The following is a 26,730-nucleotide window of genomic DNA, read 5'->3' on the forward strand; positions in this document are numbered from 1 at the left end:
AATATGACAAAAGCAGTAGAAGTAGATGAGATCGGCGAGCGACTGGTCAAGGCGTTGAAAGAGCCGCATACTTCAGAGAGTCATGAGAGTTTCATCAAGGCGATGGAATTGACCAAGTCTTATGCCGGTTCCGGTTCTGTGACGCATTACAGCGCCGTGGGCAGAATGTTTTATGAACTGTTTGAGATGTTTGAGACGGGCCGGGATCCCCGGCAGAAATAACCTCAATAGCTATGTCCATACGATGAGGGTATGGTCGGGGATTCCGACTTGCCTGCATTTTTTTGGTTTTAGCAATGCTGGGCAATGCAGGTCAGATTTTTGGCTGATGCCGCCTGAGATAGAGCTTCAGGTCTCCCTCTCCGTTGTCGTGCCAGCGAAGGACATCCTCAAGATATTTGATGTTTTTCTCGATAAAATCCATATAGAGATCCCGGTCGAGCTGCCATCGTTCCCTGAAATGCGTGCGCATGAACCTGCAGGTTTTTTTGAAATCATGAAACAGTCTTCTCTCGATGACTTCATGGTAGAAGGCTGTGGTCTGGCGCATCAGGGCCAATGATGAACGGTGCTGCTGGATACCGGCATCCTGTTGCTCCATATAGAGCAGGGGCAAACTTTCGAGATAGTATCTGTCGGCCATTTGGGCCAGAATATCGGCGGTGCCGAGCACATTGCCGGCGATTTCGATCTCTTCCGATTCAAATATCAGGTTTCCAGGTGCGGTGGTGAGATTGGTGCAGTTGATGATCGAGGCGCAGTTGTCGATGTACGCGGAGGGATAACCGTGGTCATGCAGATACTGGCGGATGAAGGAAATAGACCGCTCTTCGTGATTTTTCAGATAGGCGGCTCCTGAAGGGGCTGAATCCCGGACGGTGAGCAGCATGCCGGTGTCGTGGAAATAGGCGCAGATTATGCCGAGCAGGATGACATCAGGAGGCAAGTTGATACCATCGCAGTGCAGACCATGAAAAAGGCGCAGTGAAGCCAGGGCCACATTTCTTGTGTGACGGAGATCGTGGTATTTGACCTGGCTCTCGCGGAATCCACGGAGTTGCCCGGCAAAAATCCCGTTCATATCCTGGTGTATTCTTACCAAAAAGTTTTCAGGACAATCCGGGATGATGGCCGCAAGAATCACCTGCATTTCTTCGAGAGGATTGGCATCGTTGCCGCCTTCGAAAATCTGCCTGATCTCCCGATTTGAGACGTGCCTGGCAAGCGAATGCGGCTTCTTGTCTTTCTGTTCCGGGTGTATGATTTCAGACTGTTGGTCCATAATATATATCCTAGCCACTGCGAAAGGACAAAGCAAATGAAAGATGAACTACCACGCTGTTCTAAGGCTGTATCAGGAGGTCAAAGAGGAGAAAAACGTATCATTACGTGAATTTTCCAGAGATTTGGTGGTAATTTTACAGTAAAATGTGCTGTAATATATGTAAGGTACCTTCGATAATTCAGGAATTCGTTTAAGCTCATGGCGTGCATAAATATTTTTCACTATTATGTGTTTGATATTACGTTGATATTTTTTCAAGTAACGCGATGAACGAGTGAAGAAACAATTATTCAAGGTGACTGAAGAGTAGCGGGTCGAGTTGCCTCCTGAACGTGAAATGGAGGGTGGCACAGGCATACCAAATGTCAGCATGTCAACAAAACAGTTGGAAAAATGGAAGATCTGAAGAGTTCTGCGACAATACTGGTCGTTGATGACGATGAGATGGTGCGGGTGACACTCAAGGTGCTGGTCTCGTCATTGGGCTATAGAGCCCTGGTGGCAAAAGACGGCCTGGAGGCACTGCAGATTCTTGCCTCGACCCGGGTCGACCTGGTGCTTTCCGACGTCGTCATGCCGGAGATGGATGGCCTGGAGTTGCTGGAGCATGTCAAGAATGATCATCCTGGTGTTGATGTGATTATTGCCACCGGCTTCTCTAATCGGGCGAGCTATGCCGATGTTATCGCGGCAGGAGCGATGGACTTTATCAAAAAGCCCATTGATCAGGCTGAACTCGAGGCTAAACTGGCCCGGGCGTTTCGGGAACGTGATCTCGTGCAGCGGCTGGAACAGCTGTCGCTGAGCGATGGGCTGACCAACCTCTTTAATCGGCGTGCGTTTGATCAGAAGTTTTCGCTTGAGGTGGAGAGGGCTAATCGACAAGGCTATCAGCTATTCCTGGCGATTGTTGATATCGACAATTTCAAGGATTTCAACGACACCTTCGGACACCAGGAAGGGGATCAGGTTTTAAATGCCCTGGCCCGTATTCTTGAGGAGTGTACCCGAAACAATGTTGATCTCTGTTTCCGGCTTGGGGGTGATGAGTTTGCTGTTCTCCTGCCGCAGACCACAGCGAGCCAGTCGACGGAAATTGTTCAGCGTATCCTGCTCCGCTACATTGAATGCGGCTTTGGCAAGACCACACTCTCCATCGGTGTTGTTTCGTGTCGCCGCAATATGGATGTGCCCATGCAAGAAGATGAAGAGCAGATGAAGCAACGGGCAGATCAGGCGATGTACGATGCGAAAAATAGTGGCAAGAACTGCGTGGTCTGCCGAATCTAAAACCGGACCAGAGACAAGGTTGAATGAAAAAGAGGGTTTCCGGAATGTCCGGAAACCCTCTTTTTTTGACTTTGGCCTGAAACAGATCGTTATCGGTTGAAGCTACTTTTAATCGAGTGCTTCCTTGGTGAACGATTTGTCGGGCTCGATCGGATAGATGCCGTTAAAGCAAGCCAGGCAGAAATTTTCCCATGGCATTCCTGTCGCTTCCACCAGCCCTTCGAGGCTCAGATAATGGAGGGAATCGAGGCCAAGGTAGGTGGCAATATCCTCGACAGATTTATTGCAGGCAATGAGCTGTGACTCAGAAGGGAAGTCGATGCCGTAGTAGCAGCCGTGTCGAGTTGGCGGGCAGCTGACCACCATGTGGACCTCTTTGGCGCCGGCTTCTCGCAGAGCACGGACCCGGCTTTTGCCGGTGGTGCCGCGAATGATGGAATCCTCAACAATGATGACCCGCTTGCCTTTCAGGAAATTGCGAACCGGGTTGAGTTTTACTTTCACATTGAAGTCACGCATCGACTGGGTGGGCTGAATAAAAGTACGGCCAACATAGTGATTCCTGATGACCCCCATCTCCATCGGGATGCCTGATTCCTGTGAATAGCCGAGCGCCGCATAGTTGCCTGAGTCGGGGAATGGCATAACAAAATCGGCGTCGATTTTTGCTTCACGGGCCAGAATCTTGCCCATCCGCTTTCTCGCCAGATAAACTGAGGTGCCGAAAATGTCCGAGTCGGGGCGGGCGAAATAGACCTGCTCGAAAATGCAGAAATGAGGCGACTGTTTGGGCCACGGAAAAATCGAGCGCATTTCCCCATTCTGGAGGATCAGAACCTCGCCCGGTTCGATATCGCGGATATATTCAGCATCCACCAGATCCAGTGCGCAGGTCTCGGAGGCAACGATATAGCCGCCGTTGCCATTGCTCAACTTACCGAGACAGAGTGGCCGAAAGCCGTCCGGGTCGCGTACGGCGATGAGGGTGTCAGCGGTCATGAGCAGCATGGAATAGGCACCCTGCATAGCGGTGAAGGTCTCTTTCAGCGCCTCATCCAGTCCTTTCTGAGTGGCCCGGGCCATCAGGTGCAGTACCACTTCACTGTCCATGGTGGTCTGGAAAATCGAACCCCGGTCTTCGAGATCGCGGCGTAATGACATGCTGTTGGTCAGATTACCGTTGTGGGCTACGGCAAGGGTGGTGCCTTTGTGGCTCACCATCAACGGCTGGGTGTTGATGATATTTGAGGCCCCGGTGGTGGAGTAGCGTACGTGACCAATCGAGATGTGGCCTTTGAGCCTTTGCAAGATCTCTTCGGAGAAAACTTCCGGCACCAGACCCATATTTTTGTATGTGGTGACTTTTTTGCCGTCAGAGGTGACGATACCCGCGCTTTCCTGGCCGCGGTGCTGGAGGGCGTAGAGACCGAAATAGGTCAGTTTCGAGGAATCCTCGTGACCATAGATACCGCATACGCCGCATTCATGGGTCGGACGATGGGGATGGCTGAAACCGTTGTTCTGTGACATAGCTCTATCCATTGGGTTGCTTCTGGGGCAGTGGCAGGGGCCTGCAGGGAAGATCGGAATATGTTGGTACTGTGGCTGCTTGCATGACAGTCAACGTTGACTGGCGACGTTTTTCAAACAACCGGAAAATGTTGAAAGGCACAAAGAAACGTTATCTTTGTGCCTTTCAATCGACAACCAGAACAGAATTTTTATAGCATGTGGTAGGATAATTCAACAAGAAAGAATCGCTCCGGACCGTTTTCAACACAACCTCGCTGGCTTGATGGTGCTTGCAGAAGTTGTATCCTGTATTTCAATGCGTCAACTGGACGGCGACAGTTGAGATCAGCTCGGTTACGCTGACCAGGTCGTTCAAATCAAGTTGCTCGTCGGTGGTGTGCACCTTATCCATACCGGTAGCGATGATGGCCGTCGGCAGTCCGAAACCGTTAAAAATGTTGGCATCACTACCTCCGCCAGCTACCACGAAATTGATGTTTTTACCAATCGATTCGCCGGCCGAACGGACGCGCCGAATTACCGGGGAATCCATGGAGAGGAGCATGGCCGGATATTCAGACAGTGCCTCGATCTGGACTTTTGGTCGCAGGGTGTTTTCGGGAGATGTCTGCCAGTCGGCCACTGTCGCCTCAAAGACTCTTTTTATCTCGGCAGTGTAATGGGCAAGTTTTTCGGATGAATGGCTGCGCACTTCACCTTCGATGGTCACTTGTTCCGGCACGATATTGGTGGCGACGCCGCCGCCGATGATGCCAAAATTTGCGGTGGACTCCTCATCAAGCCGGCCGAGTTGGACCTTGGTGATGGCTTCTGCCGCGACCTGGATGGCGCTGATGCCCTGCTCGGGATTGAGACCCGCATGGGCGGCTGCACCCGTGACGATGATCTTGAATTTATTGGCCGAAGGGGCGCCGATAATCACCTTATCGATGCCGCTGGAATCAAGCGCATAGCCATATTTGGCTTTGAGTAGTCGGTGTTCGAGGTGCTTTGCACCCAGCAGTCCTATTTCCTCGCAGGTGGTGATGACGATCTCGATCAGGCCATGGTCGATATTGTTCTCGGTGAGTAGTGTCATCATCTCAATAATGGCGGCAATACCCGACTTATCGTCACCCCCCAGGATGGTCTCGCCCCGGCTGGTGAAGATATCGCCTTTGCGGTCGACCTCGACCCCATCTCCAGGCTGCACTGTGTCCATATGGCAGGAGAAGAACACCCCTTCAACGTCGGGTCGATTACCGTCGAAACGGAAAATCAGGTTGCCTGACTCTGAGCCGGTGGCAGTAGCGGAGTTGTCTTCGATAATGGCGTTTGCACCGAGATCGGTAAAGACCTGCTTGAGGTGGTCGGCGATCTCTTTTTCCCGGCGGGAGGGGCTGCTGATCTCGCAGAGTTGGGTAAAGGTCTCAGCCAGTCGTTCCCGCTGTATCAATGTCATCATATTTTTCCTTGGTGGGGTTCATTTAACGAGAAGGACGACGGCATGACAGCTGATACCTTCACCTCGGCCAGTGTAGCCCATCTTCTCGGTGGTTGTCGCTTTAAGATTGACAGCGCTGGAGTCTGTTCGGCAGCTCTTGGCGAGAATTTCCTTCATGTCGAGAAGGAAAGAAGCAAGTTTCGGTTTCTGACAGATGATGGTGATGTCGATGTTGCCAATGCGAAAACCGCGCTCGGAAACCAGTTCCATCACCTTGTCCAGCAGCAGGATGGAGTAGATGTTTGCAAAAGAAGCATCGTTGTCCGGAAAGTGGCGGCCAATATCTCCGGCGCCAAGCGCGCCCAGCAACGCGTCACAGAGCGCGTGCGTGAGCACGTCGGCGTCCGAGTGGCCAGCTAGCCCACGTTCATAGGGGATGGTGACGCCGCCCAGTACCAGTTTTCTGCCTTCCACCAGTCGGTGGGCATCAAACCCATGGCCAATGCGAAATTCCGGTGCTGTTTTTTGCTGCATGATACTCTCTGCCAGTGGCAGATCCTCCGGGCGGGTAATTTTCAGATTGGTCTCTTCACCTTCAACCAGCATGACCGGTATCCCCGCATGTTCGAGCAACATCGCCTCGTCGGTGACATCCATTTCGCCAGCTGTCTCAAAGGCGGAAAAGAGAAGCGATAGTTTTGCTCCCTGCGGAGTCTGGGCCTGCCAGAGATTATTTCTATCGATGGTAGCGGTGATCCGACACGTTTTGTCTCCCCGCTTCAAGGTATCTTTGACCGGGACGGCGGCAATGGCGGCACCATGTTTGTGGACTGCCTTAGCAGAGCGCGTAATCAGATCTGCACTGACGAGTGGCCGGGCACCATCATGGACCAGCACGACCTCGGTATCGTGGTCCAATACCCTCAGCCCTGCCATGACGGAATCCTGGCGGCGCTGCCCACCGGCAACAACGGTGAGTGTGTCACCGCTCAGGCCATGTTCTGCCAGCATCTCCCTTGTTTTTTCCAGCCACTCAGCTGGAACGACCACCACGGTTCTGCCGATGGCGGGGTGATGGTAAAAGGCGCGGATGGTATGGATAAGGATCGGCGTTCCCGCCAGTTGGTGATACTGCTTGGGATGGTCCAGCTTCATCCTGCTGCCGCTGCCGGCGGCGGGGATGATGGCGGCGACAGTTGGTGTCATGGCTGTACGCGTCTTCAGGTGAAAAAAATGGAGTGGGCTATAAGCCGAATTCTGTACCCCGTGAGGGGCCATGATCATTTAACTAGGATGTTGATCGCTCAACACCTCGTGCAACCTACCCGGAGATCTCGGACGGGCCGCCCTCAAACATCTCCCTATTTGGTCTTGCTCTGGATGGGGTTTGCCGTGCCCTCGCTGTCACCAGAGAGGCGGTGAGCTCTTACCTCACCGTTTCACCCTTACCTGAACGTGTTCAGGCGGTTTGTTTTCTGTGGCACTTTCCCCCGGTCACCCGGCGTTCGTGTTACGAACCATCCTGCCCTGTAGAGTTCGGACTTTCCTCCCCGGCTTTTGAAACCGGAGCGATCATGCACCCACTCCAAATGGTCTGCAGGCCGCGAACTGCTTTTCGATCACGGCATGCTCAGTTTTTCCCGGTAGTCGGAAAACGCCTCCTGGGGCGGTCCGACTGGGATTTTACTTTTACTGGCGTAAGTCTATTCCATGTCCGCAGGCGGCTGGTGATACACCATACGCTGGCAGCATGGGCAGTCAAGCATTGCGTCGCCTTTTAAAAGCATATTGTATTTCTGCGGTGGAAGGGACATGAAGCAGCCCTGGCAAACGCCTTGCAGGACATTGGCCACGGCGAGACCGTTCCGGCGGGAACGCAGCATGTCATATTTCTTCAACAGTCTCGGCTCAACGACCTGGGCCTGGTTCTGGCGCTCGGTGTCCTTGGCCTTTTTGCCCTTGTTGATGGTCTCGATGGCAGAGCGGACTTTCTCTTTTTCCTCTTCAACCAGCGACTTCTCGCCTTTCAGAAGATTTTTCTCTTCCTCGACTTTGGCGATAAGGTTCTCGGACTCTTCCATGAGTGCGACAATCTTTTCCTCGTTTTCCTTGACGCTCTTCTTGCCGTCCTCGATCTCTTTTAGCAGCGCGGTCTGCTCGCGTCCGGTCTGGACCTGCATCATCTTGGACTGGCGATCCTTGACATGGCTCAGTCTGTCACTTGCTTCGCCTTCAAGATCGCGTTTCTGCTTGTCGAGCGACGCAATTTTTTCAACCAGAGTTGCGATATTCTGCTCGCGCACAGCCAGGGCGGTGATACGGGCGTCGAGCGCATTCTGCTCGGCTTTGATGTTGCTGTCAATGGCATCGATCTCCAGGTCTATTGCCTGGAGGATGACGAGTTGTTCCATATGTTCGTTCAAGGTACTTCTCCTGTCTGGGGTTACTCTTGGGTGAGGCTGTTTTGGTGCAGCCAGACGAAAGGGGACTTCTCATCGACTGTCTGCAGAATTTCTATTTTCCAGCTGCTCTGGGCAGCAATTGTACTCAATTTTTCGGCCAGTAGCCGGATTGCGGGCTGTTCGGTCCCATAGTGGCTGCCGTCGATAATGCAGAAATCCCGCTCTTCGGCCCAGCGTGCGATGTTGTGTTTTACTTCGGCGGTGAGGTAGATGTCGGCACCGCTGGCGTAAGCAGTTTCTGCCAGATCTGAGCCGCTGCCGCCACAGACGGCAACTTTTCCCACCATCTCAGGTAGGGGGCCGGCAACCTGCAGCACCGGTAGACCCAACACATTCAGGGCCCTGTCGACGAATTCGCGAATGGCAATCGGTTCGGCATAGCAGCCCACTCGGCCAATGCCGGTTCCTGCTTCGTTGCCGGGGGTGGTCGGAATCAGCGGTGCAATTTCGGTAAGTCCCAACTCGGACGCCAGAATATCACTTACGCCGTTTTTACTGCTGTCGAGATTGGTATGGCAGGCGATGATGGCGATTTGGTGGGTGAGAGCTTTTTGGAGAAGAGAGCCTTCCGGGGTGCTGGTATCGATTCTGGGAAGTGGTTTGAAGATAACGGGATGGTGGGTGATGATGGTGTCTGCGCCCCTGGCGATGGCCTCATCGACCAGGGTGGTGGTGGGATCGAGCCCGAGAAGTATCTTTCTTACCTCGTGCTCGGGGCTACCCACCAGGAGACCGACATTGTCCCAGTTCTCTGCAAGATCAAAGGGGGATTCCCGATCTATCCCGGCAATGATGTCCCGTATTCTAACCGTCATAAGAACATTACACATCTATTGTGAAGTCGTAAAAGGGCCAAAACATTTTCAAGACCCTTTCTCGTAGCCAACAACCTGGCGATAGAAGAATAAAAAAAGGTACAACCCCTGTAGGCTGTACCTTTATCTTTACTCCGCTCGAAACGGTTCATCATGCCCGAAGCGAGACTGGTAAAAAAGGGTGGCTGTTGTGCCTCCCCAGTATGTTTGAGAAAAATCTGTGAGTCTCAATGAACCGTGTGTTGTTGGTCTGTTTCGTGGTTGTGGTGGGCGCTGTAGGACTCGAACCTACGACCGACCGGTTATGAGCCGGTGGCTCTAGCCAACTGAGCTAAGCGCCCTCTGACAATGAAACATACCATATAAAATGTATTTTGAGAAAAAGTCAACCAAAAAAGAAAAAACGGGCCTTGGTCACTTTTGCTTATGGTGGTTGGGTGAATGTCGTAATGATGTCAGGAATTTTTATATAAAAATAAAAGTAATAGCCATCTATGTATGCCCCCCAGAAGAAAGAACGGTCAGGAACGCGAGACGGGAAGATACGTTGGCGAGTCGCCAGGATCTGAAAGTTTTTTTTCACCCAATGCTTCAAACAACAATATAATGGTAACTGGATGAAATGTGCTTTATCTTCAAGTTGTTTTCAAGCCGGTCGAATCCGGTTGAGTTGTTTGTCCTGAGCATCGATCATCAGCCAATTGGTGAGGTATACTGTTGATATATAATAATCTGCTGCTTTTTCTGGTGGCCATTTTTCTCTTTGCCATCGACACCGTACCAGAAACCCCGATGGTGTCTCCCTGGTACGGGGTAATGCTATTTTTACTGACCATTGTCGGCTATGACCGATTGGCCAGGTATCTGCATAACCGGCCGGCCGCGCTCACCTCGTCCGGCTATTTTGCAACGGAAAAGCGGTTATCTATTCTGGCGGTACTGTTCTATGGTGTCGGTGCCCTCTATTTAGCCGACGCGAAATATTACCTGTCGGCTGTTTCGTTTGGCAATCATCTACCGGCGCTGGTCAACGTGGCGGGTCTCGCGCTGTTCCTCGTCTATCTCACCATTATGTGGCGGGCGGCACGACCCAACTATCAACGAGTGTTTGGCCGGCGCTATACCTCGTATGGCTTTATCCTGTCGAACATAAAGGCCAACCTGCCTATTGTTTTGCCATGGGTGATATTGTCGCTTTGTAACGATTTGCTGGCGTTACTGCCATTTGCTGGAGTAAAGGCGGTATTGGCGTCCCAGTGGGGAGATCTGGTCTTTTTTGGGATGTTCCTCATTTTTGTAGTGCTCTTTTTCCCGCCTATGGTGCGAAGTTTGTGGGGCTGCCGGCCACTGCCGGATGGTGAGCTGAAACGATCACTTACGGAATTCTGCCGGCAGCAGAACTTCAAGGCCAACCTCTATCTCTGGCCGCTTTTTGAGGGCAAGGTGTTGACTGCGGCGGTGATGGGCATTTTACCGGGTCTCAGGTATGTGTTACTCACCCCGGCGATTATTTCGACCATGACCATGGAGGAGCTGGAATCGGTGATGGCCCATGAGATTGGCCATGTAAAACGGAACCATTTGCTGCTCTATGTCCTGTTGATCGTAGGGTTTAGCCTTTTTGCAGGATTTCTGGCCGAGCCGTTTATCTTTTTTGTTCTGTCCCGCGAGTATTTTGTGGAGATGATCACTTCCAACGGGGTAAAGCCCGAGACGGTGATGACCATTCTTGGCGGTTTGCCGCTCTTTATTTTTCTGATTGTCTATTTCCGCTTTGTTTTTGGCTATTTTATCCGCAATTTTGAGCGACAGGCGGACCTGCACGTCTTACGCGCGGTGGGCAGCGGTCGAGCCCTTGTTTCCGCCTTTGAAAAGATATCCTATATGAGCGGCAATATCCGTGAGGAAAAAAACTGGCATCATTTCGGCATCGGCGAACGGATCGACTGCCTTGAACAGGCTGAACGGGATCCGGCGACCATCGGCCGCCATGACCGTAAGGTACGTTACAGCCTGATCGGCTATGTGGTGGTGCTGGTGCTGGCCGTTTTTGTGGTCAAGCAAATTCCTACCGAAGAGTTTATCCAGCTGTATGAGGAGCAGTATGCCGAGTCGGTACTGTTGAAGAAGGCCACACAGGAGCCGGAAAAGGCCCTGTGGCAACGGCTGATTGGCGATCTGATGCTGACCAGAAAAATGGAATCGAAGGCGCTCAGTGCCTATGAAAAGGCTTTCAGCCTTGAGCCGGCCAATCCTGAGATCATGAACAATCTTTCCTGGTTGCTGTTGACCAGCCAGGATCTTACCATCCGTGATCCGCTGAAGGCTTTGACGCTGGCCCGTGCGGCAGCGACCCTCCAGCCCAAGGGATATATCCTCGATACCCTGGCAACTGCCTACTGGGCCAATGGCCTGGTGGAGGAGGCGGTCAATACGGAGCGGCAGGCGGCTTTTGCCGACCCGGAGCGCCACCGTTTCTATCAGGCCCGCGCACTGTACTTTCAGCAGGAAACCTATGAGGAATCGGTGGCCCGCGAGTCGCAGCAGGCTGAACCCAAAAAGGAGTAAGGTAATGCCGTTATTTGGAGCCCATGAATCGGTTGCAGGTGGTCTGCATCTGGCCTTTGACCGTATTGACAGTGTTGGCGGTGAGTCGCTGCAGATCTTTACCCGCAACCAGCGGCAATGGAAGCCCAAACCGTTGAGCGACGATGAGGTGCGTGATTTTCACGACGCTCGCGAAAGGTTCCAGTCTATGCCGGTTGCCTCGCATGCCTCGTATTTGGTCAATCTGGCGACTGCTAAAGACGAGCTGCTGGAGAAATCTATCGCGGCGCTGACCCTGGAATTTGAACGGTGCCGGTTGCTTGGTGTCCCGTATGTGGTGATGCATCCCGGCTCTCATGGGGGTGACGGGGTGGAAGCCGGACTCACGCGCTTTATCGCGGGAATGGACCGCGTCCTGGAGCAGACAAGTGACGAGGTGATGCTGCTGGTTGAGACTACCGCTGGCCAGGGCACGGGACTTGGCAGCAGTTTTACCGAAATCGGCACGATCAGGAGCGAGAGCAGGTTTCCTGAAAAAATCGGGGTCTGTGTCGATACCTGCCATATCTTTGCGGCGGGTTACGATCTGCGTACAACCGAAGCCTATCAGGCAACCATGGTTGAACTGGACCGGGAGGTGGGGCTCGCGCAGGTGAAGTTTTTTCATCTGAATGACTCGAAAAAAGGGTGTGGCTCAAGAGTTGACCGCCATGAGCATATCGGCAAGGGTATGATCGGCCTCGAAGGATTTCGCCATTTGGTCAACGATCAGCGTTTTGCGACGATGCCAATGACCATCGAGACCGATAAAGGTGATGACCTGGCTGAAGATCGGGAAAATATCGCTGTGTTGCGTAGTCTGCTGGTGACCTGAAGTGGCCATTGTTCCTGTAGCGGACTATCATTTTGGGAGTTTTCCCTGAAATTTTACGAAGACTCTTGCCAAAGCACGGGCAACAGGGAAGTATAGCTGGTTGATTCGTAACGAAATGTTTTTTTCTTCAAGATGGCACATGATATGAAATTGCTAAACAGCGATGCGCTTCTCGATATTTTGGTCCGGCACGGCAAGCTAACCGCGGAGCAGCGTCAATTTATCACTTTAGAGAAGGGCAAGCAGCGACAGAAGCTGTTGCGACAGGCCCAGAGGGATAAGACGGCGGACAAGGTTGATCCCGATCTGGTTGATATCATCGTTTCCCTGCAGATGTTGACCGGCGGCAAGGGTGAAGTGCTGGACGAAGAGACGATCATGCGAACGGTCAGCGCTGAGCTGGGTATTCCGTTCAAAAAGCTCGAGCCGCTTGATCTCGACATGGACATCGTTACCAAGACCATCCCCCGCAACTTTGCCATCCGCCAGTTGATTCTGCCGGTGGGCATGCAGGATGGCGTCCTTGAGGTGGCGGTCTACCACCCCGACTGCGATCAGGTCATGCAGGATATCGAACAGGCGAACCAGGTGCAGGTAAAGCCCTGTATTTCGACGAAATCGGACATCCAGCGGATAATCACCGAGTTTTTTGGCTTTCAGAAATCAATTTCCGCTGCTGAAGACCAGTTTGGTATTGTCAGTGGCCAGAGCGTTTCGGTGGATATCGGCAACCTTGAGCGCTATGTAAAAATCTCTTCGGCAAAAGAGATCACCTCATCCGACCAGCACATCAAGACCGCTGTCAATCACATCTTCAATTACGCGCTCGACCAGCGGGCAAGCGATATCCATATTGAGCCTAAACGCTCCACAACCCAGGTGCGCTTTCGTATTGACGGTGCTTTGCACACTATCTACAAACTGCCGAAGGCGGTCCACTCCGCCATCACTTCGAGGATCAAGTTTCTTGCCCGGATGGATATAGCCGAAAAACGCCGCCCCCAGGATGGTCGAATCAAGATCGGGGTAAAGGGCGAAAAAGATGTGGAGATTCGTGTGTCGACGGTGCCGGTCTCGTTTGGTGAGAAGATAGTTATGCGTATCCTTGATCCGGATGTGATCTTTCAGGATATCAACGAACTCGGTTTTTCGCGGCGCGACCTGTCGGTTTATGATTCGTTCATGAATGCTCCGCACGGTATTGTTCTGGTTACCGGTCCCACCGGCAGCGGTAAATCGACCACTCTCTATTCAACGCTAAAAAAGATTGCCACTCCCGAAAAGAATCTGGTGACAGTGGAAGACCCGGTGGAGATGGTTTATGAGGAGTTTAATCAAATCTCGGTGCAACCGCTGATTGATGTGACCTTTTCCACGATTTTGAGAAATATCCTGCGGCAGGATCCAGACATCATCATGATCGGTGAGATTCGCGACCATGATACCGCGGCGCATGCGGTTCAGGCGGCCATGACCGGCCACCTGGTGTTTTCGACCCTTCATACCAACGACGCTGTCTCATCGATTATTCGCTTGATGGATCTCGGCCTGCAGCCCTTTATGATCGCGTCGACGCTGCTTGGCTGCATGGCCCAGCGCCTGGTGCGGAAGATCTGCCCAGATTGCCGCACTACTTTTCAGATCGAAGCCAAAGAACTTCTGCGTATGGGCTTTGCCTCGGGCGGCACCGGGCCGGTGACGCTTTCGAAAGGAGAAGGATGCCGGAACTGTCGCGGCACGGGATATCGCGGTCGCTGCGGAATTTTTGAAATTTTCCCACTTTCTGCAGAAATCAAAAAAATGATTGCCGCCGGCCAATCGAGCGAAGAGATGCGGCGGGTTGCAATCCGTGAGGGAATGACTACCTTACGCGAGGACGCCTGGAATAAGGTCCGCACAGGGATCACTACGCTTGAAGAAGCAATCCGGGTAACATCCGAATAAAATTCAGTAAACGAAAATTGAGGGTCCACTTGTTTTCGCACTATAAGAAGAGCAACGCACCGGTATAGGTATGAAAATAGTTTGTCAGAATAAAAAGGCGTATCACGATTACCATATCGATGCAAAGTTCGAGGCGGGTATGGTGCTGAGCGGGCCGGAGGTGAAGTCACTCCGTGCTGGCAAGGCCAATCTCAAGGACGGCTACGTGCAGATCGATGAGCGTGGAGAGTTGAGGATGTACAATGTACATATCTCCCAGTATACCTACGCCACCCACAATCCCAACGAACCGATGCGGGCCCGAAAGCTTCTCATGCACAAGCGGGAAATTAATAAACTGATTGGCAAGCTCAAAGAAAAAGGCCTTGCCCTCATCCCCTTGAAGATATACTTTGTAGAGAACGGAAAAGCTAAAGTAGAACTCGGGCTTGCCCGGGGTAAAAAGCAATACGACAAGCGGGCCTCGATCAAAGAACGAGAGAGCGACCGCGACCTGCAGCGCGTCATGCGCCGAAACAGCCAGGACTGATCTTTTAGAATAATGGGGACGAAACGGATTCGACGGGGATGTGTAAGCTCGTCGTTGCATGCCGAGCTTCTATTTGCTCGTAAAACTGATAGAAAAACAATTATAATCGCCGACGATTATAACTACGCAGTAGCAGCTTAATAACCTGCTCATTGCCGTTCCCCCAGTCTTCGCCCGTAAGACTGGACCGGAGCGCCGACCTAACGGGCTGGCTTCGTTGATGGTGTCTGTACTTCAACTGGCGAGAACTTCATAGACTAGCATTGGATCGCCACGTTTCCGCGGCAAGTCCAACGCGAAACTTAAGCCGGAAACTAAGCATGTAGATACGAGAGGGGAGCATTTGCGGACGCGGGTTCGACTCCCGCCGTCTCCACCATTTATCACGTCAGATACAGGACGTGATTCCATTAAAAAGCCACGCAATCGATACTTTAGGTAAAGATTGCGTGGCTTTTTTTTTCACATACCATCATGAACCTTCACAAAAGATACTGCCATTTTCGACGGTATCTGTGGCGGTAGTCGGATATTTGAAAAATGTCATACCGTCACTTCTCCTTCAAGTAGCTAAAAATGTTCATTAATAAGTCTCGCTAATTCATGTCATGTAAAACTCTACAGGCCATCGACATGAGATAGTAGACGTGAAATCTGTGAGTTCGAAACGATTCTTGAACGAGCAGGTTCTGAACGGATTTATCTTATCCTTAAAAGGAGGAAATATGGGACGGCTGACCGTGCAGGAAGTGAACAATGTGAAACCTTCTACTATTCCGCGGAAACTGACAGATGGCGGTGGCTTGTATCTCTATGTAAATGGGACAGGCAAATACTGGCGGTTTGACTACCGTTACTTAAACAAGCGCAAAACGCTATCCTTGGGAGTTTATCCAGAGATTACACTCAAGATGGCACGTGAGAGGCACTGGGAAGCACGGAAAAGGTTGGCGGAGGGCGTTGATCCTGGCTACGAAAGAAAAATTGAAAAGATAGGTAGATTGAGAGCCCAGGAAAACAGTTTTTCAAAGCTTGCTTGGGAGTGGTTTGGTAGGCAACACTGGACTGAAGGGCATGCACGAACTGTAAGGAGCCGATTGGAAAATAACGTTATTCCATGGCTTGGTGATCGACCTGTTAATGAGATCACCCCTCGAGAAATCTTGCTGGTATGTAGAAGGATAGAGAATCGTGGCGCTTATGAAACTGCTCATAGGATGAAATCCATATGTTCTCAGGTGTTTAGGTATTGTGTTGCGTTGGGTTTATGTGAAAGCGATCCCTGTAGAGATTTGCAAAATGCTCTCATTCCTTCAGTGTCAAAAAACATGGCTACCATAACAGATCCTAAACAGGTCGGGGGGCTCATGAGAGCGATAGACGGGTATCAGGGGAACAACGTAACCAAGTTTGGATTGCAACTTGCGCCCCTAGTTTTCGTCCGTCCTGGTGAATTGCGCCATGCCGAATGGTCTGAAATTGATTACACACAATCAATGTGGAAGATTCCAGCCGAAAAAATGAAGATGAGACAAACCCATTTGGTTCCTTTATCTCAGCAAGTGATTCAGATTATACGGGATCTTGAGCCATTGACAGGACGAGGAAAGTACCTTTTTCCATCCATTAGAAGCATCTCCCGCCCAATGAGTGATAACACTCTGTTATCGGCATTGAGGCGTCTGGGATATTTAAATAACGAGATGACGGTACATGGATTTAGGGGCATGGCGTCTACACTGTTACATGAGGCTGGGTGGGATTCAAAAGTTATAGAGCGGCAACTGGCTCACACCGATCGGAATTCAGTCCGAGCAGCTTACAACCATGCTGAATATTTACCAGAAAGAAGAAGGATGATGCAGGATTGGGCTAATTATTTAGATCAGCTGAAAGGTGATTGGTAAGGATTAGGGACGAAAAAGGGAAATGAATTTTTATGTAATTCTTTGCATAGGAGTCAAAAACGATGGTAGAAAAGAGGGCAGAGACTGATTTTGAGAAGTTTTTAGAGGATCTGGAGCGAGCACTTCCTCCAATCTTTGCAAGGCATCGCTTGACTGAACTGTCTGGAGGGTTGATCAATTCCAGAACTATCGCCAACCGAATGAGCTTGGGTAATGGACCTCCAGGGATAATGGTTGGACGAAAGATTGGTCTGTCACGTGAAAGTTTTATTAATTGGTTAAGAGATAATTCTCTTTAGGAACTTTAAAATATTGAGCATAACCTTATTGTAAGGTTATGCTCAATATGAGTCATGAGTAATAAAGAAATGAGTGAAAAAAATTCAAGGATAGAGGATAGGGTTGACGTCTTTTCTTTTCAGAAAGAATTTGAGGCTATCTTTCCAGGTGTTGGCCCTGAATATGTATTTAAAAATATAATCAAATTTTATTACATCTTAGCTGTTTCTGAGCTAAAATTGTTTGACGAAATATTTAAAATCGATAATACGAGATTATTAGCAGATGGGAAAATATGGATATGTTCTGGTTATCAAGTTTATCCAAGCCCAGAAAATCTGCATTTTGGGAGCGGGCTTAAGCCGTCAAGCGACAATTTGGGAGAAGGCACCAAATGGGTGAATTCTGAACTTGGAATTGCTGGAAGATGTTTTGTATCATTGGTAAAGAATGTAAAGAAACTGGACACGAAGAATGCGATACTTTTAATAGCAAAAATAATAGGCATAGATTTTTCTCAAGGTAATGTTTCGCAGATATCTGAAGTTCCAGGGTATGGTTTTATGCCAGGTTCACATAAAAGTAATGTTGAGCAAGGTTGGCGTCTACTTTTTAAATTTATTTTGGATAGAAGTACTGAGTATGTCTATAGGGGTAATCGATCAAGATCATCAATTAATTTGTTGGTATATAGGGCAGACGGTTTCAGATGTGTTTTGTTTTCTACAGTTCAAAGAAATAGTCATACGGGAGAAATGTGTTATGCTCTTGTTGCACCTCCAGCCAAATATTTAATGTTTAAAAGAGAGTATTTGTTGAGTAGATATTGCGAGAGGGTATTTATATTTGATGAAGAGATTTTTTTGGAGAATATGAACTCAAATTTAAAGCAAATGACTTGGGCTGGGAACCTAGATATTTGTAAGAACATAGATTGGGAAATACTGAAAGGCAAAGAAATATGTTATTACTTTAGGGGGTCACGACAAGAATCACTATTAATTGGAAAATATCTATTCGATCGTTTTGCGAAAGTAGGGATTAAATTGAATTTGTACAAATATAGTGCTGGTGGACGTGCAAGTGGACGTTCCAGCTGGTTTGGTGGTTTTCTAGGACTTGAGGATGTGACAATTCTTGAATTGGATAAAATGGTAAGTAATTGCCTGGGATCAAATATTAACTATATCAGTAAACTGAAAAGTAATAAAAATATACCTTTTGTTAGTGGGTTGAAAAGATATGACGAAAATCGCTATGTCCTAGATGATATAATTAGAGATGGCGAAATCATTATAATAGTGGGTAAAGGACGGATTGGGAAATCATTATTTTCCGCAGATGTTGCGATAAGTGTTGCATCAGGTCGGGGTGTAAAAACAAAAAGTGCACAGAATGATTCATCTAGCGTTTTGTTAATTGCAACAGACTTTCCAGAAGGTCGGTTGGTTGAAAGATTAAAAAAGATGGTACCTGATGATCAGGCGCGTTCGGTCGGTTGTAAATTAAGTTACTTGAATATGTATGATTTACAAAATGATTTTGATATTTCATCTTCTGAACATAGAGTTGGTGTGATTGAGCAAATTAGGAACTGTTCAGCATCGGTAATAATATTCGACTCACCGTTATCTTTGGTTAATATAAAAGAATGTAAAAACAGAAGTATCATTGATTGTCTTCAGATGTTTTTCGAAGAAATCGTTAAAGCTGCTCAAGGTAAAACGCTAATAATTATATGTGATGAAGAAAAAAATCGAATCACAAACGCAACCATTGGAATTGAAAATAATATAGATTGCACATTATTGTTGGAAAGACCTGATAATTATCCTTCAACTAAAACTGGATTAGAAGTAATTGTGAGGAACCCAAGATATTTGTCTGGCGATCAATGTGCTCCCTTTTTTGTAAGTTATCGCGAATATAAAAGTAAGATAATAAGATTAGCTCGACCAGCCGATTCTCAACTTTATTCACTTCCGATTACACAAAGACAAATTATTGAAAATGCCCGGAAGGCTGATTTTATTAATGTAAAAACTCTCAAGGACGCTGGACTGATTAATGAGTTGTCCAGTAGTTGTGTCACAGAAAATCTGAAAATACTATGTGAGAATGGATGGTTGATCAAGGAAGGGGACAGGAAAAGTACAAAATATTTCGCTACTTAATTAATAGACGAATTTTAATTCGTCAAAACATATCTTCTGAAGAGAAAGAAAAAGGATGCATCATTAAAATCTCTTCCGTGCAGGAACAGGTCGCCCGGGATATTCACCAGAATCGGTTTAAAGGTGTCGAAGTGATAATAATGTCTGCACATGTTGGAAGACTCCTCCTTGGCGTAGCTGGGGACATTTGGGTAAATCCCTTTCTAAAGGTCAATTCATGCGCGGTTGTTCAGCTATTAATCCGGCGGATATTGAAGTAACCATTGCCTCCAGATAATGAACGTAAGTCCGACCAGATACGGTTTATCATTTGAATCTAAAAATCCGTCGATTTAATATTGATATATAGTAGTTGTCTTTAACGGCCATACCGTTGCCCCATAATCCTTAACTTTCCTCTTTTACAGTTGGCCAGCATATGTGTAGGAGTCGGTGGCCTGGCCAAAGCCTATAGCCGTGCTTTCTGCAATGCTCCTTCAAGCATTCAATTATGATCAGAGGCTCTTCATTCCGGTTCAGTAGCATCAGTACATGATAATTCAACTCACCCATTTCGCGACACTACACAACGCACTACAGTCGCAATGGATTCTTCTGAATGATAATTAAGATCGAAGCAATAAACCTATTGTTAACCACTATAACATGTTATTAAGGGCTATATTCGTTTTGAATGATGATAAGTACATGAAAATAGTGACATAGATGTGTTGTAAAATGTTTTTAATAGGCATTTTGGTTAATTATTTACCATATAAAAGCCACAAAAGGTAGAAACAAAGTCCATTTAAAACATATTTTTACAAGGTAAACATAAATATATTATAAACAGCCAAAAAAAAGTTTTAAAATGGTTTAAAAGCCTTAATTAGTCATCTATGAAGGCTTTAAAACTAAGATAAGAATCTGCAGATGTGACGTTACCTTCTGTAATTGCATGTTATATTGCTTTATAGTTTTCAGTAACCCATGATTTCTAACTGATGTTAGCCAGCCAGTTTCCGAAATTGATTGATTTGACTGCCAAAGGTCGTGGCTAGAATCAAGGCAAGAACATGTCCATATCTGGTGAGTGCCTAACCTGTATGTTCAGTTTTACATGGTTGGGGCATTTGAAAAGCCTTGTGGTGCAAAGTTAGAGTATCACTGCTCACCTTCATGCAATGATCCTTTCGTATGAAGAATTTCATTTTATTCGAGGTCGAATCGTAGGGATACCCAGATCAATGGTGTCAACGTAAGCGACATCAATGATGTAATTTACCACATCTCCTACAGATCATATGTGAAGAGAAGCACTATAATGTTCGATCAGGTGAAATTCATATTCTGGAGCCTCGTCGTGTTGCAATTATTGACTCATACTAGGTATTAGTTAGTATACTACGTATATAGAGATATATTTTTCTGACGGTTAGACCTATTATTGTTAGATAATAATATATACTGATATATTGCACCAATCATAATATACACCATGATACACGCTATAGAATATAGTGATAAAATCATAACAGTTAATATAGACTATAAATGGTCGTGTTTGGTGAGGCTTAGGTGTAGTGGATATGATGATGAGTATTCTCAGTTCAGATCGAAAATGTGAACGTTCTTCTTTTCTCATGGGTGGAGTTAAAGATAAGATTTATAAATTAAGGAGATGAACAATGAGAAATGAAGTGCATGGTGAAAAGTATAGGAAGTATCCGTTAAGGCAGTGTGAGATTAAAGAAAAAAACATAGGATTTTATAGAGAGCCATTGTGTCGCATTAACGATTTATTCTGTTACTGCAGAGAGAATTACAGCAAAACGTTATATATTTGGTTCGAGTTGAAATTTCCTACAGACTCTCGGTTTGCTAAACGCAATGACAACGAAGTCCTTTGCCGATTCATAGAGGCCCTACGAAAGTATTACAAGGAAAAGTATCCGATGCAAGAGTTTCATCAGGATGGAAGAAGGAGGATTCCGCTGCCGTTATATCTTTGGGCTCGAGAGTTATCGATTACTGGTCAATACCACTACCATGTCACTATCGTTCTCAACGGCCAAGTAATACAAAAACCTCATTTCGTTTTGGCTCACGTAAAAAAACTGTGGGCAGGTTGTATTAATCGGGCTGCTCTTCAAGAAGACGAAGGAAAAAGGAAGGATCTAGCTGAAAATGAAATATCAGTTGACTCAAACAGGAATTCTATCGATATTGAAACAGAGTTTTTTTCTCCTGAAATAATTCCTGTTGAATATGGATACAATAAATATCGAAATTTAGAGAATTACAAGGAAAGTCCATTTGATTATGGAGCCTATCGAATTGATCATTATCAGGAACGTAAAGATGTGCTTGCTAGATATGATGCGCTGTATGAGTTCTTTAGCTATTATGCGAAAATATACAGCAAATCATGTTGTGAAGAATTTTCTCAACCACGTCCTAAAGATCCGAGCAGGAAACCCAAGAACTTCAGTTGCTCCCAGATACCTCGCTATAGAGAAACGGTGCGGGAGATAGACGAGAGGATGAGACTCAAAAGGCGAGAGTAATGCTTATTGTCCAATTCTCTGGTTAAGATCACCTTGCTCAAAATTACCAGAGTAGTATCGGAGGAAAACTAGCCTAATCCTATCTTTGAGGGCCGTTACCTATAGTCCATAACAACGACCATTTTTCAGGAAATTGTTCTGGTTATTTCATCCAAGTGTCGAACGAGCATTGGGTTGCCGGGAGACATTTAAAGAGATTCCTTGCCCAGGGTCTTCTTCATGAGAATTGCCAGCCCATATCGCTAAGTGGTTTTGTCACAAAATACCTATTTTGAGACGATGACCTTTCGTCGATAATTTTTCACCAACCACCAGCTTGATCGAAAAGTAGCCGACAAACACCGCTTAAAATTAGCACGTTCAGATGGCTATAAAGGTGAGCTGATGGGATGCCTTGCTATGGTGTTTTCGTGAGCAATTCGAGAGGGCGCTGGAGGCCTAGGTGCTGCTTAGCTCAGAGTTGCGGATCTCAATAATTAATTCCGACTATTCACGGACGACTTCAGTCGTTGAAGGAAATACTTATTCGCCACCCAGGCAATAGACCTGCTGCCCATTAATACACTGTGGCAGTATTGGATTTAGGCGCACTTTTCAAGCCAGAGGTTTGGGGCTGTTCGCGGACATTGCCTTATGTAATTCAAAATACCTACCCGGAATCAGATAGTTGCCGTCTGCTTTATAATCGATTGAGTTGAGTAAAGACGGTAAAATTCCAGCTTATAGGAGACGATGATGTTTACTAAGAAGATAGTCAAAACAGTAAAGCTGCAAGGACGTAATGCAGATGGGTGTGTAGCAAACAATCGCCAGTCCAAAGAAGTAGTAGAGTTCGTGACCCCAGATAGAAGATTTTCGTTCAGATATATTCGAACAGAACCCAGTCGATACCGCCGGGATGGGTCTATCAAGTCATATTCAACTGCGCCTCGTATGCCACAACTTCTAGCGATAACCGGACCAGGTATGCTTGAGGTTCGTCTGAAAAGGAGCGCAAAGCACGACTTTTATGAAGGCTTTATCGGGAGACAGGAGGTTAATGTGGTATTAAATCGTATCTCCGGAGAATTGCGGTTTATAACCTATGTTCCGCTACCAACGCATGTTGTTGATAGTGTAATAGCGAAAGGGTATTACGGTAATAGATGCTCTTGATTGCGAGAAGGCTGCTACAGAATTCTAAAGTGCGATTGGGGTAAAAGTTGTCGAGGATGTACGTTTTAAAAAGCACCAATCATAGCAAAGGTATCATCGCCTAAAGAGCTGTATTTCTTTGGTCATTTTATAGCGGAAAGTGCGCCTGTTCATGCGGCAAAAGTAAAGCGAAGAGGCCTTGTGATGACCAAGGCCTCTTCGCTTGAAGAAGTTGTACAGAGTGCAATAACTTGTCAGGGGGACGTTGAATCAGAAAGTGAATCAAGTCTACAGAGGATCCCGATCAGTTGTTCAACGTATTGTGAAGGTCAACGTGTCGCTGTACAGATTGGATCATCGCTTCTTCGATCCGGGCGATGGTCCTTGGGGCCGAGCCTTCGAAATGGTTGTTCACCAAGAGATAGAGCTTCACGTTTCGAATCTTGAGATCTTCAATCATCTGAACCAGGTCTTTTATGTCCTGATCCTTTGGCGCCACGATTTGGCTCCAGTCGTCGCCCACCTGCTTCTCAATTTCCTCCCTGCTTGGACCATGAAGCCTAATCACTGACAGTTTGTCGATCCGTTCTCTATGTTCGCGATAGACATCGAAAATGGAGGGCATGTAGTAGCCTTGGAGGAATATGTGGTGGAGGTTTGTGGACCGCAGGAAATTGAGGTAGGCAGTAGTCAGGTAGTTGGGATTACGGGACTCGATGCAGTAAGTGAAACACGTAGGTAATTTCTCGGCAAACGGACCAAATTTGTCGATGAACTCAGCAACGCCTGACATTTTCTGTTTGTTCAGGTACTCGAACTGGAACATCAACGGTCCTAGAGCATGATGAAGTGGCTGAAGGGAATCGAAAAATCTCTGTATCAATTCTATCGACAGAAAATGTGGGTTTGGCACCAGCGGGTCGGACTTGTTTTTCTTGTAGTGGTGGGTAAGGGTAATGCTGTTTGGCACCTTTACGCAAAAGGTGAAATTCTCCGGTACTGAGGCCGCATATTCACTGACTACCTCGAGCTTTGGCAGCACGAGTTTATCGCTGGCAAATAGGCTCCAGAACCATTGGTCAACCTCGACCGTGTTGTAGTGGTGGCTGTATTCTTGCAGGTAGTTGGCCGGTTTCCTTTCTGAATAGACCAGGCCTTCCCATGATGGATACTTCCAGCTGCAAGTGCCGATATGAAGACTTTCTGCTTTCATGATTGAAAGGTAAGACGGCCAGCCCCCAGGCGGGGAACGCAATTATGATAAACGGTGATACAGTTAGTGGTGTCTAGCTGGAAATTATCTGGTCAATGCCCGACAGATATGTTCACAATGTGCTTGGATGTGCTGTAGTTATCTCTCGCTGAAGTTCTATTGCACTCATAAGAGGTGCTCTTTGGTAATCTCTTCCTTACAGTTGCTCCATTTTGGCGCAATTATAGGTTGTTGTCCCGATCCCAACATATCAGGATAAGGTCAATTTGAAGAGCGATACAGTCAATTGATATTGCCAAATTAAATATTTCGTTATCCGCTCAAGGATAATTGCGCTCCCCCATTTTCCTTTTTAAGATAATCCAATTTAGAATCGACAGTGGCGTGCCGGATAGCATGGCACGCCTCATCAATTTACTCTTTTCGTATGCAACCTGCAGGACAAGAGGCAACGGCTTCATCGACACACTCCTCATCCGAGTTAGCCCCGTCGATAACATACGCCTTGCCTTCTTCTTCATCAAAACCGAACACTTTCGGGCAAATTTCCACACACGCTTCACAGCCAATGCATTCATCCTGGTCGATTTTTACCTTTTCTTCAGACATGACATTCTCCTTAATAAAGATCTCAAATTGACAGGCAACCCTCACTGTTGCATTGTTGCATCAGATAGGTGGAGCTATTGTAACCAGTATTCTCATTTTAGTTGTTGCCCTTACACCATGAGGCTCACGAATTTGGGAGATGAGAATATCTCCTTTATTTGCAGGAATCTCCGCTTCATTTTCTCCAAGAAAATATCCCTCTCCTTCAAGAACCTGAATGGAGAGTTCTCCGTCCAGGTCATGGCTGTGTACAGGGAAGGTTACACCTGCATCCAGATTAAAATTGATGATCTTGAAATTTTCCGAGTCCTCGACAAGAAAGAACCGCTTCATCGCTCCTTGAGTAAATTCATTTGTATCAGCTAGTTTCAAAGTTTTCATAACTACTCCTAGTTTTTCCGTCCGAGAGATAATGTACCAATGCCCTCTGGCAAGGGATCGAAGCATCAAACTGGAATGTCTCTTTGCTAAAGAGACTCTTTCCTTCATCAACTACATAGCAGTAACCGTGCCACTTATTTATATGCGCGACTTCGGTTACATACAAAGATCGTTGTTGATGAGACAACACGCATCTGTTGCGATATGAATAACAATGTTGTAATATTTACAACTATGAAGAAACTCGACACCCTGACGGCCATCGCCGGTGATCTTACGGCAATACTAAGCGCCGAAGACCGTTATCAGCGGCTACTGGACGCCCTGCACCGCGCCATTCCCTATGATGCTGCAACCCTCTTGCGTGTGCAGGAGGACACACTTATCCCCCTGGCGGCAAAAGGGCTAACGCCTGACGCCATGGGACGCCATTACCTGCGCGGTGAACATCCGCGATTGGATATCATCTGCGGCTCCAGCGAACCAATCCTTTTCCCGGAGGAAAGCTCTCTGCCGGACCCCTTTGACGGCATGCTCATCTCAGACCCTGAGGCGCTGCAGCACATCCACGCCTGCCTGGGCTGCCCACTTTATATCAATGGAAAGCTCGTCGGAGTACTCACGGCTGATTCACTTGATGCCCACGCTTTTGATCACCTGCCTAAACAATATATTCAGACTGTCGCCTCAATGGTCTGTGCTCAGATGCAGATGGCGGACCTCCTGAAAGCAGTGGAGGAAAAGGCGGAACGCCAGGGTCAAATCGCCTCGGATCTCATGCAGGATGTAGCAAACCAACGAGGCTGGGAAATATTGGGGAAAAGTCACGTTATTCTTGAAATGAAGAAGGAAATTGAGCTCGTTGCTCAATCTGATTTCACCATTCTGATTCTTGGGGAGACCGGAGTTGGCAAAGAGCTGGTGGCAAGGGCTATCCATCGTCATTCCAACCGGCGGGACAAGGCAATGCTCTATCTCAATTGCGCAGCCTTGCCAGAATCATTAGCCGAGAGTGAATTGTTCGGTCATGTTAAAGGTTCTTTTACCGGAGCCACCAGTGACAGGGCCGGAAAATTTGAACTCGCTGATGGCGGCACACTGTTTTTAGATGAAATCGGTGAATTATCTCTCGAAATTCAGGCGAAAATCCTACGGGCCATTCAAGAGGGAGAGATACAAAGGATTGGTTCTGACAAGATGATTCATGCCGATGTTCGGCTCCTGGCAGCGACTAACAGAGATCTCGAAGCAGAAGTCCAGGCTGGCAAATTCAGGGCTGACCTCTATCATCGCCTGAACGTTTATCCGATACACGTTCCGCCCTTGCGAGAGCGTAAGGAGGATATCGGCATTCTCGCCGGCTTTTTCGGTGAACGAACAAGGAAACGACTTGGCCTGAACGGAATCCGCATAACTGATGGCGCACTGCAGCTACTGGCACGTTACAGTTGGCCGGGTAATGTTCGTGAACTGGAAAACATTCTCTCCAGAGCAGTGCTGAAGGCCTCTCGGAAGACAGCCAGAGGAGAATTAGTACGAATATTACCAGAACATCTAGCGGGAGATCTCGGCTCTGCCCTGTATGTCAATCCTGCACCTACTATTGAACAGCCTGCCGATTCTGAACCGCGCCGGTCGTTTCGTGAAGAGGTGCAAGCCTTTCAGATCAAGCTCATTCAATCAGCACTGGACAGAAGCAACGGCAACTGGGCTGCGGCAGCCCGAGATCTCGACATGCATCGCAGCAATCTGCATCATCTGGCGACCCGCCTTGGCATACGATAG

The 26,730-nt window shown here is 47.8% G+C and carries 20 protein-coding genes, 1 tRNA gene and 2 other RNA genes; 12 read left to right on the forward strand and 11 right to left on the reverse strand.

The features are described 5' to 3' along the window. Window positions 1-3: 3 nt before the first annotated feature. A complete protein-coding gene (locus tag BUF15_RS16830; RefSeq protein ID WP_073614877.1) occupies window positions 4-222 on the forward strand; it encodes a hypothetical protein in 219 nt (72 codons plus the stop codon). A 91-nt stretch (window positions 223-313) separates the two neighbouring features. On the opposite strand, the gene BUF15_RS16835 is transcribed toward BUF15_RS16830, so the two are convergent. Further along, entirely contained in the window at window positions 314-1,282 is a 969-nt protein-coding gene (locus BUF15_RS16835) for a hypothetical protein (RefSeq protein ID WP_073614878.1), read from the reverse strand. 396 nt (window positions 1,283-1,678) lie between these two features. Here BUF15_RS16835 and BUF15_RS16840 point away from each other — a divergent pair, with 396 nt between their 5' ends. After that, window positions 1,679-2,575, forward strand: a complete 897-nt coding sequence (locus BUF15_RS16840; protein WP_073614879.1) for a GGDEF domain-containing response regulator — start codon at window positions 1,679-1,681, stop codon at window positions 2,573-2,575. A gap of 108 nt (window positions 2,576-2,683) precedes the next feature. Here BUF15_RS16840 and purF read toward each other — a convergent pair whose 3' ends face one another. The 7 genes from purF to BUF15_RS16875 form a co-directional block, all read right to left on the reverse strand. Further along, window positions 2,684-4,105 (reverse strand): amidophosphoribosyltransferase, encoded by a 1,422-nt coding sequence (gene purF, locus BUF15_RS16845; RefSeq protein ID WP_073614880.1) that lies wholly within the window; start codon window positions 4,103-4,105, stop codon window positions 2,684-2,686. 295 nt (window positions 4,106-4,400) lie between these two features. Continuing rightward, window positions 4,401-5,552: a M20/M25/M40 family metallo-hydrolase gene (locus BUF15_RS16850; protein ID WP_073614881.1), complete on the reverse strand. Its 1,152-nt coding sequence runs from the start codon at window positions 5,550-5,552 to the stop codon at window positions 4,401-4,403. Between the two features lie 18 nt (window positions 5,553-5,570). After that, window positions 5,571-6,737 (reverse strand): 2-C-methyl-D-erythritol 4-phosphate cytidylyltransferase, encoded by a 1,167-nt coding sequence (ispD, locus tag BUF15_RS16855; protein WP_073614906.1) that lies wholly within the window; start codon window positions 6,735-6,737, stop codon window positions 5,571-5,573. A gap of 24 nt (window positions 6,738-6,761) precedes the next feature. Next, an RNA gene (gene rnpB / locus BUF15_RS16860) (RNase P RNA component class A) lies at window positions 6,762-7,119 on the reverse strand. 115 nt (window positions 7,120-7,234) lie between these two features. Next, on the reverse strand, window positions 7,235-7,954 hold the full coding sequence (locus BUF15_RS16865) for a zinc ribbon domain-containing protein (RefSeq protein WP_073614882.1): 720 nt from the start codon (window positions 7,952-7,954) through the stop codon (window positions 7,235-7,237). A 20-nt stretch (window positions 7,955-7,974) separates the two neighbouring features. Continuing rightward, window positions 7,975-8,808, reverse strand: a complete 834-nt coding sequence (locus tag BUF15_RS16870; RefSeq protein ID WP_159441320.1) for a Nif3-like dinuclear metal center hexameric protein — start codon at window positions 8,806-8,808, stop codon at window positions 7,975-7,977. 264 nt (window positions 8,809-9,072) lie between these two features. Beyond that, window positions 9,073-9,149: transfer RNA gene (locus BUF15_RS16875), tRNA-Ile, on the reverse strand. A 376-nt stretch (window positions 9,150-9,525) separates the two neighbouring features. On the opposite strand from BUF15_RS16875, the gene BUF15_RS16880 reads away from it, so the two are divergent. From BUF15_RS16880 to BUF15_RS16920, 9 genes are all read left to right on the forward strand, one after another. Continuing rightward, window positions 9,526-11,376: a M48 family metallopeptidase gene (locus BUF15_RS16880; protein WP_073614884.1), complete on the forward strand. Its 1,851-nt coding sequence runs from the start codon at window positions 9,526-9,528 to the stop codon at window positions 11,374-11,376. A gap of 4 nt (window positions 11,377-11,380) precedes the next feature. After that, a complete protein-coding gene (locus BUF15_RS16885) occupies window positions 11,381-12,229 on the forward strand; it encodes a deoxyribonuclease IV (RefSeq protein WP_073614885.1) in 849 nt (282 codons plus the stop codon). Window positions 12,230-12,373: 144 nt separating this feature from the next. Then, window positions 12,374-14,173: a GspE/PulE family protein gene (locus BUF15_RS16890; protein ID WP_073614907.1), complete on the forward strand. Its 1,800-nt coding sequence runs from the start codon at window positions 12,374-12,376 to the stop codon at window positions 14,171-14,173. Between the two features lie 64 nt (window positions 14,174-14,237). Continuing rightward, the gene (smpB, locus tag BUF15_RS16895) at window positions 14,238-14,702 is read left to right on the forward strand and encodes an SsrA-binding protein SmpB (protein WP_073614886.1); all 465 of its coding nucleotides are present in this window, start codon (window positions 14,238-14,240) and stop codon (window positions 14,700-14,702) included. A gap of 14 nt (window positions 14,703-14,716) precedes the next feature. Continuing rightward, window positions 14,717-15,081: a transfer-messenger RNA gene (gene ssrA, locus BUF15_RS16900) on the forward strand. Window positions 15,082-15,427: 346 nt separating this feature from the next. Next, window positions 15,428-16,609, forward strand: a complete 1,182-nt coding sequence (locus tag BUF15_RS16905; protein WP_073614887.1) for a tyrosine-type recombinase/integrase — start codon at window positions 15,428-15,430, stop codon at window positions 16,607-16,609. A 62-nt stretch (window positions 16,610-16,671) separates the two neighbouring features. Next, a complete protein-coding gene (locus tag BUF15_RS16910) occupies window positions 16,672-16,908 on the forward strand; it encodes a hypothetical protein (protein WP_073614888.1) in 237 nt (78 codons plus the stop codon). Between the two features lie 54 nt (window positions 16,909-16,962). Then, entirely contained in the window at window positions 16,963-19,062 is a 2,100-nt protein-coding gene (locus BUF15_RS16915) for an AAA family ATPase (RefSeq protein ID WP_084554114.1), read from the forward strand. A 1,667-nt stretch (window positions 19,063-20,729) separates the two neighbouring features. Beyond that, window positions 20,730-21,608 (forward strand): YagK/YfjJ domain-containing protein, encoded by an 879-nt coding sequence (locus BUF15_RS16920; protein ID WP_073614890.1) that lies wholly within the window; start codon window positions 20,730-20,732, stop codon window positions 21,606-21,608. A gap of 1,438 nt (window positions 21,609-23,046) precedes the next feature. Here the strand turns inward: BUF15_RS16920 and BUF15_RS16930 are convergent. The 3 genes from BUF15_RS16930 to BUF15_RS16940 form a co-directional block, all read right to left on the reverse strand. Further along, window positions 23,047-23,955, reverse strand: coding sequence for a DUF72 domain-containing protein (locus tag BUF15_RS16930; RefSeq protein WP_073614892.1), 909 nt, complete (start codon window positions 23,953-23,955; stop codon window positions 23,047-23,049). Window positions 23,956-24,369: 414 nt separating this feature from the next. Beyond that, window positions 24,370-24,564, reverse strand: coding sequence for a ferredoxin (locus BUF15_RS16935; RefSeq protein ID WP_073614908.1), 195 nt, complete (start codon window positions 24,562-24,564; stop codon window positions 24,370-24,372). A 60-nt stretch (window positions 24,565-24,624) separates the two neighbouring features. After that, window positions 24,625-24,945 carry a cupin domain-containing protein gene (locus tag BUF15_RS16940; protein ID WP_073614893.1) on the reverse strand — a complete coding sequence of 107 codons (321 nt, stop codon included), beginning with the start codon at window positions 24,943-24,945 and terminating at the stop codon, window positions 24,625-24,627. A gap of 204 nt (window positions 24,946-25,149) precedes the next feature. Here BUF15_RS16940 and norR point away from each other — a divergent pair, with 204 nt between their 5' ends. Next, window positions 25,150-26,730, forward strand: coding sequence for a nitric oxide reductase transcriptional regulator NorR (norR, locus tag BUF15_RS16945; protein ID WP_234981204.1), 1,581 nt, complete (start codon window positions 25,150-25,152; stop codon window positions 26,728-26,730).

Source organism: Desulfopila aestuarii DSM 18488, assembly GCF_900143695.1.
Classification (GTDB): Bacteria; Desulfobacterota; Desulfobulbia; order Desulfobulbales; family Desulfocapsaceae; genus Desulfopila; species Desulfopila aestuarii.

Excerpts from the sequence above, each read along its gene's own strand:
- norR (WP_234981204.1), top strand. The coding sequence starts at position 25,150 with ATGAATAACAATGTTGTAATATTTACAACTATGAAGAAACTCGACACC.
- BUF15_RS16915 (WP_084554114.1), top strand. The coding sequence starts at position 16,963 with ATGAGTAATAAAGAAATGAGTGAAAAAAATTCAAGGATAGAGGATAGG.
- BUF15_RS16890 (WP_073614907.1), top strand. The coding sequence starts at position 12,374 with ATGAAATTGCTAAACAGCGATGCGCTTCTCGATATTTTGGTCCGGCAC.
- BUF15_RS16910 (WP_073614888.1), top strand. The coding sequence starts at position 16,672 with ATGGTAGAAAAGAGGGCAGAGACTGATTTTGAGAAGTTTTTAGAGGAT.
- BUF15_RS16935 (WP_073614908.1), bottom strand. The coding sequence starts at position 24,564 with ATGTCTGAAGAAAAGGTAAAAATCGACCAGGATGAATGCATTGGCTGT.
- BUF15_RS16920 (WP_073614890.1), top strand. The coding sequence starts at position 20,730 with ATGAGAAATGAAGTGCATGGTGAAAAGTATAGGAAGTATCCGTTAAGG.
- BUF15_RS16830 (WP_073614877.1), top strand. The coding sequence starts at position 4 with ATGACAAAAGCAGTAGAAGTAGATGAGATCGGCGAGCGACTGGTCAAG.
- BUF15_RS16930 (WP_073614892.1), bottom strand. The coding sequence starts at position 23,955 with ATGAAAGCAGAAAGTCTTCATATCGGCACTTGCAGCTGGAAGTATCCA.
- BUF15_RS16850 (WP_073614881.1), bottom strand. The coding sequence starts at position 5,552 with ATGATGACATTGATACAGCGGGAACGACTGGCTGAGACCTTTACCCAA.
- ispD (WP_073614906.1), bottom strand. The coding sequence starts at position 6,737 with ATGACACCAACTGTCGCCGCCATCATCCCCGCCGCCGGCAGCGGCAGC.
- purF (WP_073614880.1), bottom strand. The coding sequence starts at position 4,105 with ATGTCACAGAACAACGGTTTCAGCCATCCCCATCGTCCGACCCATGAA.
- BUF15_RS16835 (WP_073614878.1), bottom strand. The coding sequence starts at position 1,282 with ATGGACCAACAGTCTGAAATCATACACCCGGAACAGAAAGACAAGAAG.
- BUF15_RS16840 (WP_073614879.1), top strand. The coding sequence starts at position 1,679 with ATGGAAGATCTGAAGAGTTCTGCGACAATACTGGTCGTTGATGACGAT.
- BUF15_RS16870 (WP_159441320.1), bottom strand. The coding sequence starts at position 8,808 with ATGACGGTTAGAATACGGGACATCATTGCCGGGATAGATCGGGAATCC.
- BUF15_RS16940 (WP_073614893.1), bottom strand. The coding sequence starts at position 24,945 with ATGAAAACTTTGAAACTAGCTGATACAAATGAATTTACTCAAGGAGCG.
- BUF15_RS16905 (WP_073614887.1), top strand. The coding sequence starts at position 15,428 with ATGGGACGGCTGACCGTGCAGGAAGTGAACAATGTGAAACCTTCTACT.
- BUF15_RS16885 (WP_073614885.1), top strand. The coding sequence starts at position 11,381 with ATGCCGTTATTTGGAGCCCATGAATCGGTTGCAGGTGGTCTGCATCTG.